Raw genomic sequence first — 9,436 nt, forward strand, 5'->3', positions numbered from 1 at the left:
GAAAGATGAGGTACTATCCGGCATAGGGCATAGGGCATAGGGCATAGGGCATAGGGCATACCTCACTTTTTTGAGAACCGCTATAGCTTATGTCTTTCTGGTAAGAATTTCAGTGATTTTATTGCCAAAATTTTGTACTTTTCGATACACTTTCCACCACAAATCCCAGAGAGCCGCTGAATGTTGCTTTACCTGTGGCTAAATCAAGAGTATACAGTTTACTTAACTGATTCCAGACACAATCTTGGATATAAACTGTGCCTGGAACCATAGCTAAATCCACAGAAGGTATATTGCTTGCCTGATTACTCATGTTTTTATGTTTTTATTACATAAAAAAGCAGATGAAAGTAATAGTGCGGTTGCTCAGAAGTTATTTCAACTGAAGTTGGGAAAATACTCGACTAGCAACCACAGCCACCAGCAAGGGGGATATCAAGTGATGAGATATGCACTTGGAGCTAGTGGGCTACCTAGCACACAGTTGTTTATTAATACATCACTAGCTTTTCTAGTAGTGGGCGGGGAGAGAATCGAACTCTCATACCTTTCGGTGTCAGATTTTGAGTCTGATGCGTCTACCAATTTCGCCACCCGCCCTTTTGGGTTTCACCATCATAACACACCGATCGATTTCCTGCAAGCAAAGATTCATAATCTTTTGAACTTGCCCAACGATCGATCTCTCTGGCGCGCAATACTGGTACAGGATGGGACAACTGAGCCGTCTGAGCTTGTTTGAGCATTTCTCCCAGTTGAGTGCTGCTGAGGTCGTCGTAGGCCCGCGCCTGCGCCAAAAACGCATCGACATTCAGTTTGGAAGCTAAAGTCGGCGAACCTCCGGCCAGTTTCATCAGCACCGATGCTACCACTTTTGGGTTTTGAGTGGCGAGCAAGGCGGCGCGATCGCACGTAAATTCCGCACACCGCAACCATTCCAACATTTGCGCCTGCAAACCCTGCGCCAGCACGGCTCCCACAGGCGAAATTTGACCGGCCGCCAACACAATTAAATTAGCCAGAGTCAGGTAAACTCCGTGCTCGCACTTCAAATGCCCCAACTCGTGAGCAATTACTGCCTTAACTTCCTCGTCTGTGAGCAAATCAATCAGAGAAGTGTGCATCACCACAAAAGGCTGTTTTCCCCGCATCGCAAAGGTGTAAGCATTTGGCATCGGATGCTGGCGGACATAAAGCTGCGGCGCTTCCAAATCCAGAGTTTTGCAGGCATCCAACAGCAATTGATGCAGGTGGGGCAATTGATTTTCGCCGACTTGGACGCTGGAAGCCAGATTTTCCAGCATAAAAAACTGTTCGCCCAGTTGTCCCAGCAACTGCCGCACCATCAAATCCAGGCCGGGCAGTTGTTTGAGAGTGCTGGTGGCTTCCAAGTCTAGCGGGTGGCGAAACTGGTCTGCTTTCAAACCGATGAGGGGTATGTTCGACATTTTAGTCAGTTGGGAATGGGGAATTGGGAATTGGGAATTGGGCATGGGGCATGGGGAATTGGGCATGGGGAATTCTTTTGCTTCTTCCTTTTTTCCTCTTCCTTCTTCCTTCTTCCTTCTTCCTTCTTCCTTCTGACTACTTTAAACCCGATCGCACGGGATTGACAGGAGCCTCAGCAGTCGCCGGGTCTGTACCCTCTTTGACCCGTCGCAACTTAGCTCCTAATTTTTGCAGTTTCACCTCTAACTGCTCATAGCCGCGGTCTAAGTGCTGCAAGCTGCTGATGGTGGTGACACCATCGGCTGCAAGTCCCGCTAACACTAACGCGGCCGAAGCCCGCAAATCTGTTGCCACTACCGGCGCACCCGACAGCCGCGACACTCCGCGCACAATCGCTACATTGCCTTTAAGGCGAATGTCGGCGCCCATGCGGTTGAGCTCTGCTACGTGGCGCAAGCGATTCTCAAACACGGTTTCTTTGATCAAGCTGTCGCCCTCGCTCAGCGTCAGCAAAGCCATAAACTGAGCTTGCATATCTGTGGGGAAACCGGGATAAGGCAGAGTTTCGATGTCTGTGGCCGAGTGAGTTTGGCCGGGAACTATCCGCAAAATGTCGGGGGATTCTGCAATAATTTTCGCCCCAATTGTCTGCAATTTGGCAATGACTGCGGTCAGGTGGTCGGGAATTACCGGCGACAAACTGATTTCCGAGTGAGTGATGGCTCCTGCTACTAAAAATGTTCCGGCTTCGATGCGATCGGGAATAATTGAATAGTCTACCGCGTGCAGCTTGGGAACTCCCGAAATGACGATCGTATTCGTGCCAGCCCCTTGAATTTTTGCTCCCATAGCGCGGCAGAAATTCGCCAAATCTGCGACTTCCGGCTCTTGAGCAGCATTTTCAATCACGGTTTCTCCTTCAGCCAGAGTCGCCGCCATCATCAAAGTTTCAGTTGCGCCGACGCTGGGGTAGTCCAAATAAATTTTGGCTCCTTTGAGGCGGCGGTTTGGCCCTTTGACGTAAGCGTGAACCGTGCCGTGGTCGATGTGGACTTCGGCACCGAGGGCTTGCAGACCGCGAACGTGGAGTTCAACAGGTCGCGCGCCGATGGCGCACCCACCGGGCAAGGGCACTTTGGCAAATCCCAAACGCGCTACCAGCGGCCCGATGATGAAGAAGCTCGCCCGCAGTTGGCTGACTAATTCGTAAGGGGCTTGAGCGTCTATGAGGTTGCTGGCGTTGATGTCTAAAACGTCCCCGTTCTGCTGTAATTTGACTCCTACAGCCGAGAGAATTTGCCCCATGCGGGCGACATCGACTAGACCAGGAACGTTGCGGAGACGGCAATCCTCTGGGCATAGCAGGGCTCCTGCCATGACGACTAAGGCCGAGTTTTTGGCGCCACTGATTTTGATATGTCCTTTAAGGGGCTGGCGACCCCAAATTTGCAATACTTGTTGGTCGCTTTCAGGTGAAGCTGGCAGGTTAGATGAGTTCTGAGCTGGTGTAATGGGTTTGCCCTCCATAATTCGCTTCGTTACTTTATACATTATTAATTTTGGTTCGATTTTACCGGAAAGTTTTTATATGTCTAGGGGTAACATTAGGGATTCCGGGAATTATATTTGCTGAAATTCACTAGGGACAAGGCTTTCAGGTTTACTCGCACAAATAATGTCGATCGAGTTTCATGGAGTTATCTGTATCAAAATTTACGTTAATTTGTAGCGCTCGCTCGGATCGGAGATATTGTACTTTTGTCAACGAGCTTTTTAAGTAAAAGCCGGCTGGGTTGTTGACGAAGGTGTAAGATATCGGTTCGATCGACAATGCTAGAAAGTTAACACATTGTCGATCGCCCCATTGCCTGTGCTACCCTGTCAGTAACTCAGGGCTAAAGCCACTGAGCTTGTAAGAGAAATCAAACAAGCTGTACTGACCAGCCTAAGCCTTAACAGGCTACGTTATTTAGGTCATGACACCCTGGGATGCGAAGCTAGTCCCCTGCCCTGTCGCTAGTAGTTAAACAGTCTTAAAGTCACTGAGACAGTGCTGCCAGCCTAACAAGCCTCTATAACATTGGCGAAGCTAACTTTACCCTAGAAATGGGAGATTGAGGACAACCATATCCTCACCGGAGGGGCAACCATACCCCTCTGCCCCGCGAGGGGATTCAAGGCGATTGAAATCGCCGGGTCGTTTTCCTCTCAGGACTAAAGTCTCGGAGCTTCCCACTTACCGAGTATTTTTTGTGACAACAACCGAGAGCCAAAGCTACTCCTAGCATATGGTTCACATTAAGCGGATCGAACTGACTAACTTTAAATCTTTTGGCGGCACGACGGCCATTCCCGTGCTGCCCGGTTTTACTGTGGTTTCCGGGCCCAACGGTTCTGGGAAGTCCAACATCCTCGACGCTTTGCTGTTTTGTCTCGGACTTTCGAGTTCTAAGGGAATGCGGGCTGAACGTTTGCCGGATTTGGTGAACAGCGCCCAAAACAAACGCGGTACGATCGAAGCTAGCGTGACTGCTACCTTTGCGCTGGAAGATGTGGGGGAGGAATGGTTCGCGCGGGATGAAGATGAGGATGAAAATGCAGCAGATGAGTTATCTGTTGAAGCAGAGGAAGTTGAAGGGATAGAAACTGCCGAAACTCTAGACAACAACGGCCAATCATCTCCTGTCAATCAAGAATCGCCTCTAGTTGCAGAAGCCGAAGGGATAGAAACTGCCGAAACTCAAGACAACAACGGCCAATCATCTCCTGTCAATCGAAAATCAAAAATCCCAAATCCAAAATCGGATGAGTTATCTGTTGAAGACGTAGAAGAGATTGAAATCGCAGCAACTCAAGACAACAACGGACAACTACTCGCTACTAATAAAAAATCCAAAATCCAAAATCCCAAACCGGATGAGTGGAGTGTGACGCGCAAACTTCGGGTAACTCGCCAAGGTACTTACACTTCAACTTATTACATTAACGGTCAACCTTGCACGCTGACTCAACTTCACGAACAACTCAACCGCTTGCGAATTTATCCCGAAGGCTATAACGTCGTCCTGCAAGGAGACGTTACCAGCATTATTTCGATGAATTCTAAGGAACGCCGAGAAATCATTGACGAATTGGCTGGGGTGGCTCAGTTCGATCGCAAAATCTCTTTAGCTAGGCAGAAGTTGGATGAAGTTAAGGAGGTGGAAGAACGCAGCCGGATTGTGGAAAAAGAGCTGATGTCTCAGCGCGATAGACTTGCTACCGATCGCACAAAAGCGGAAAAATATCAAAAATTGCGGGCGGAATTTCAAGAAAAGTCGCAATGGGAAATTGTGCTGAAATTCCGTCAATTGCAGCAGCAAGAATGGAAGCTGCGAGAACAAATCGAAACGGGCGATCGCACTTCTGCATCTCTCACCGAACAACTGCAAACAATTAGCACCCAAATTCAAGAAGCAACCGCCGAACTTGACGCACTGAATGCCCGCGTTAAAGCTTTGGGAGAGTCAGAATTGTTGGCTTTGCAAGCGACGATTGCAACTCAGGAAGCGGAACGGCGGCAACTGCAAAATCGCAAACAGGATTTGGAAAAAACTGCTGGGCAAATAGCTGCTAACATAGCACAAACCGAGGAAGAAGTTCGCCAATTCCGGCAAAGTTTGGAGCAAATTGAGATTGAAATATCTTATGTTAAATCTCAGCAGGGGAGTTTTCAGGAACAGCGGGACGCAGCCCAGCAAAGTTTAGATGAAAATCGGGAAATTGCAAATGCGATCGCCTCGACGGCCGAAGTTTGGGTACAGCAGCAAACGGAACTGCACCGCCAAATCGAAACAATTCAACAAACTTTGGAACCGCAGCGTACAGAACAAGCTACTATCGGAGAAAGAGCCGATCGCCTGCAAAGTCAAATTCAAGAACAAAACCAATCGCTGCAAGTATTGGAACAGGAAATTGCAACCAAAAAAGAGCAACAATCTCGCCTTGTGGAAACCAAAGGCGTGGCATCTTTGCAAGTAGAATCGCTAAATCAGATTTTAGTCGAAGCCGAACAAGAATTGCAACTGCAACAGGAAACTCAAACTCGTTTGTTGGAAGAACAGCGGGAAAGACAGCGCAAATTAGACAAGCTAGAAGTGCAGTTTCAAGCACTGCAAGAAGCGACGGGAACGTTTACAGCAAAAATTGTCGCGCAAAGTGGAATTGGCGGAGTTTGTGGCTTGGTGGCTCAACTCGGTAGGGTGGAACCGCGCTATCAGTTGGCGCTGGAAATTGCGGCGGGCGGGCGTATGGGAAATATGGTGGTGGAAGATGACAGCGTGGCTGCTGCTGCGATCGAATTGTTGAAACAAAAACGGGCGGGAAGGATGACGTTTTTGCCTTTGAATAAGATTAGAGGCGGCAGATATTCTGTGAATGAAAATTTGCGGCGCGCGGCTGGGTTTGTGGATGCGGCTGTTAATTTGATTGACTGCGATTCGCGGTATCAGGAAATTTTTGCTTACGTTTTTGGCAGTACGGTTGTGTTTAGCAACCTCAGCGATGCTCGCCGCTATTTGGGACAGTACCGGATTGTCACTTTGGACGGGGAAATTTTGGAAACTAGCGGGGCGATGACTGGGGGAAGTTCTACTAATAGATCTACCTTACATTTTGGCACGGTTGAGGCTAGTGAGGCTGCTAGTGAAGCCAGGACGATCGCCTCTTTGCAAGAAAGGTTGGAGGAAATTGAGCGGATTTTGGAACGGTGCAAAATTGCGATCGATCGCGCGTCTGTTGCCGTCAAAACTCGCAGCCAAGAATTGATGGAAGCGAAACAGAATTTGCGCGAAAATCAGTTGCGCTTGGAACAGTTGGAGTCAGAAATTAAGAATTTGCAAGCGCAACAGGAACAAGTGCGATCGCAAATTGCGAAAAATACACAGGAATTAACTAATTCGCGATCGAGATTGCAGTTGCTGGAACGAGAATTGCCCGCACAAGAAACTCAATTGCAGCAGTACCGCCAAACTTTGGCGCAGTTGGAAGAGTCGAACAGTCACAGCGAATGGCAGCAAATGCAATCGGGTTTGCGCGCTCTAGAAGCGCAACTCCAAGAGCGAGAATTGGCTCTGAGAAACGTCCAGCAGCGCCTTGTAGACTTGGAAAATCAATTCGGGCGTTTGGAAGAGAAAATTAAGGAAGGCAGCGAGAAATTGCAGGAATGGCAAGTGCAGCAAAACGCGGGGGCGGATGCACTCGATCGCATTGTTTCGCAGCAGTTAGAACTCGATGGACAAATTGCGGAAGCTAAGGCGGCTTTGGGGGAAATTGAGGAAAAATTGGGCGTGCAGAAGGGAGAGCGCGATCGGGCAGAATCTCAACTGCGAGAACAGCATTTAGCCAAACAACAGTTACAATGGCAGTTGCAAAAACTCCACGAAACTCAGCAAGAACGCCGGGAACAATTAGCCGCAGTCCGCACTCTATTGGAAACGCAGCGGGCGGAAATGCCCGACCCCGTGCCGTCGATTCCTGAAAATGTCGAGAAAGCCAATTTGACGGAATTGCAGCAAGAAGTAAAGGCGATCGCCAAACGCATTCAAGCTTTAGAACCAGTCAATATGCTAGCCTTGGAAGAGTACAACCGCACTCAAGAACGCCTTCAAGAATTAAGTCAAAAATTGACGACATTGGAAGGAGAACGCACTGAACTGCTGTTGAGAATCGAAAATTTTACCACACTCAGGCGGCGCGCTTTTAAAGAAGCTTTCGACGCGGTTAACGAGAACTTCCAGACTATCTTTGCGGAACTTTCCGAAGGCGATGGCTATCTCCAGCTAGATGACCAGGAAGACCCCTTCAGCAGTGGCTTGAATTTGGTGGCTCACCCGAAGGGCAAACCCGTACAGCGGCTGGCTTCCATGTCTGGAGGCGAAAAGTCGCTGACGGCGCTGAGTTTTATTTTTGCGCTGCAACGCTACCGCCCGTCTACGTTCTACGCTTTTGATGAAGTGGATATGTTTCTGGATGGGGCAAATGTGGAGCGATTAGCTAGAATGATAAAACGACAGTCTGAACAAGCCCAGTTTATTGTTGTGAGTTTGCGGCGACCTATGATTCAATCGGCTGAGCGTACAATTGGCGTTACTCAAGCGCGGGGAGCTTATACTCAAGTCATAGGACTGAAGTTGTAGTCCCGGAGTGTCTGTTGATGACCCTACCCAAAAACGGGTACAAGCCGCCGACAACAGTCGTGGATAGATCAAAATTTTAGACCCTAGTTCCAGCTCCCACATTCCTCTGTGGAGTAAATCTAAAATCTAAAATCTCAAATCTAAAATCGACTGACTGAAGTTGTAGTCCCGGAGTGTCTGTTAACGCTCGTGTTGAGTGATATATGTACTTATTGACACTCCTCGACCTGAAGGTACGAGGATTCTTGGCTCACCGAGACCACTTAAACTAGATTCCTTGAAGTCTCTAGCCCAGAGGTGGGACTCTCCCCAAGCGTTAATTCGGGTATGCCCTACCCTATTTGCTTTTAGGCAAGTCCTGTTTCAGTTTGAAGCAAATTCGCTTCACATGCTGTTTGTCTAGCTCCTCTGAATCTTTTACCTACTGCGAGGTGGAGTCTAGAAAAATGCAGTAGAACCGCTTAGATTCAATTTTCAAGGTTCAGCGCTTTGTCTTTTGACAGCTAGGTTTTTAGAGTGGTTGATTACCTTTCCACTACTACAAGCATACAGCAAAGCCGTGCTAGAAGCACGGGGGTTTTAGGCCCATTTTTATGATAAATAAGGATTAAAGTTAGAATGACATCAGAACAAATCTGCCAACGCTCCGATATTCTCGGCACTCAAGTCATCACTCGCGACAGAGGTAAACGCTTGGGGGTGGTTAGTCAATTGTGGGTGGACATCGATCGGCGGGAAGTTGTGGCGATCGGTCTGCGAGATAATATATTCGCGGTCGCTGGAATGCCGAGGTTTATGTTCCTCAGCAATGTCAGCGAAATCGGCGACGTGCTGTTGGTGGAAGATGAGAGCGCGATCGAAGATGATGTTGATGTTGAAGTCTACAGCATTTTGATTAACAGCGAAGTTATTACCGAAACCGGCGAACTTTTGGGTAGGGTGCGGGGCTTTAGGTTCGACCCCGAAGACGGTAAGTTAGTTTCTATAATTATCGCTTCCTTGGGAATCCCCCAAATCCCCGACCAAGTTCTCAGCACTTACGAATTGGGGATTGAGGAAATTGTCAGCAGCGGCCCGAATCGCTTGATTGTGTTTGAAGGTTCCGAGGAAAGGCTCAGGCAGCTTAGTGTGGGTTTGCTGGAGCGCGTTGGTTTGGGCCAAGCACCTTGGGAACGAGAAGAGGACGAGGCAGGTTATTATCCGAAACCCGTGGCTACGGGAAATCAATTGGGCCCGGGCGTGCGGATACCTGCACCGGAAATGCGGAGCCGGGTAGCTGCGCCTGCGGTGGAGGAAGTTCCTTGGGATGAGGATTTAGAGTGGAATCGGCCTGCGGTTCGCCAGCCGCCCATGCGCGCGGTGCAGGTACAGCAGCCTGAGCCAATAAGCGACGATTACGACGATTACGAAGAGGATAATTGGGGCGGTGAGGAGGACGATTACGAGGAGGAGTACGAGGAGAAGCCGCAGTACACTCGCCCTGAGATTTCTCGCCCGAAGCAGCCGGTGGTGGAGTACGAGTATGAGGATGATGTGGAGGCTGATGCTTGGGCTGACGATGAGGCACCGAAGCCTTACCAGGCTCCTCGGGTGAATATCCCTGAGAAGACTAAGACTCCTGAGTACGAGGAGGAGCCTGGTTATTAGAAATTAATCCATCGGTTGGGCGGGAGCGAGTTTACGAGATTGTTGGTTTTAGACATAGATAGTTGGTGAAAGCCGCCCCTACAATTGCCTGTAGATACTGTCTTGAACTGTCAAGGGGTAGCAAGTAAATAATTGGGGTCGAAAGGCTTTTGGGACTTTAAAAT

At 48.9% G+C, this 9,436-nt stretch carries 6 protein-coding genes and 1 tRNA gene; 3 read left to right on the forward strand and 4 right to left on the reverse strand.

Translation table 11 applies throughout. From position 1 onward, the window contains the following. Positions 1-118 precede the first annotated feature (118 nt). The 3 genes from QUB04_RS31760 to QUB04_RS31770 all read right to left on the reverse strand — a co-directional run bounded on the left by QUB04_RS31760 (position 119) and on the right by QUB04_RS31770 (position 1,448). Positions 119-313: a hypothetical protein gene (locus QUB04_RS31760; RefSeq protein ID WP_333290651.1), complete on the reverse strand. Its 195-nt coding sequence runs from the start codon at positions 311-313 to the stop codon at positions 119-121. Positions 314-518: 205 nt separating this feature from the next. Beyond that, positions 519-600, reverse strand: a tRNA-Leu gene (locus tag QUB04_RS31765). Beyond that, on the reverse strand, positions 579-1,448 hold the full coding sequence (locus tag QUB04_RS31770; protein ID WP_333290652.1) for a M48 family metallopeptidase: 870 nt from the start codon (positions 1,446-1,448) through the stop codon (positions 579-581). The genes QUB04_RS31765 and QUB04_RS31770 overlap by 22 nt, the downstream gene beginning before the upstream one ends. On the opposite strand from QUB04_RS31770, the gene QUB04_RS31775 reads away from it, so the two are divergent. Beyond that, entirely contained in the window at positions 1,438-1,584 is a 147-nt protein-coding gene (locus QUB04_RS31775; protein WP_333290653.1) for a hypothetical protein, read from the forward strand. The genes QUB04_RS31770 and QUB04_RS31775 overlap by 11 nt on opposite strands. Here the strand turns inward: QUB04_RS31775 and murA are convergent, their stop codons facing one another. Beyond that, positions 1,585-3,000, reverse strand: a complete 1,416-nt coding sequence (murA, locus tag QUB04_RS31780) for a UDP-N-acetylglucosamine 1-carboxyvinyltransferase (RefSeq protein WP_333290654.1) — start codon at positions 2,998-3,000, stop codon at positions 1,585-1,587. 737 nt (positions 3,001-3,737) lie between these two features. Between murA and smc the strand changes: the two genes are divergently transcribed. Continuing rightward, a complete protein-coding gene (smc, locus tag QUB04_RS31785) occupies positions 3,738-7,625 on the forward strand; it encodes a chromosome segregation protein SMC (protein ID WP_333290655.1) in 3,888 nt (1,295 codons plus the stop codon). A gap of 618 nt (positions 7,626-8,243) precedes the next feature. Beyond that, entirely contained in the window at positions 8,244-9,272 is a 1,029-nt protein-coding gene (locus tag QUB04_RS31790; RefSeq protein WP_333290656.1) for a PRC-barrel domain-containing protein, read from the forward strand. Positions 9,273-9,436 lie beyond the last annotated feature (164 nt).

The sequence above is a fragment of the Microcoleus sp. D2_18a_B4 genome, from assembly GCF_036702475.1.
Lineage (GTDB): Bacteria > Cyanobacteriota > Cyanobacteriia > Cyanobacteriales > Microcoleaceae > Microcoleus.

Bases quoted from the DNA above. Each gene is read 5' to 3' on its own strand.
- QUB04_RS31760 (WP_333290651.1), bottom strand. From the start codon at position 313: ATGAGTAATCAGGCAAGCAATATACCTTCTGTGGATTTAGCTATGGTT.
- QUB04_RS31775 (WP_333290653.1), top strand. From the start codon at position 1,438: ATGTTCGACATTTTAGTCAGTTGGGAATGGGGAATTGGGAATTGGGAA.
- QUB04_RS31770 (WP_333290652.1), bottom strand. From the start codon at position 1,448: ATGTCGAACATACCCCTCATCGGTTTGAAAGCAGACCAGTTTCGCCAC.
- murA (WP_333290654.1), bottom strand. From the start codon at position 3,000: ATGTATAAAGTAACGAAGCGAATTATGGAGGGCAAACCCATTACACCA.
- smc (WP_333290655.1), top strand. From the start codon at position 3,738: ATGGTTCACATTAAGCGGATCGAACTGACTAACTTTAAATCTTTTGGC.
- QUB04_RS31790 (WP_333290656.1), top strand. From the start codon at position 8,244: ATGACATCAGAACAAATCTGCCAACGCTCCGATATTCTCGGCACTCAA.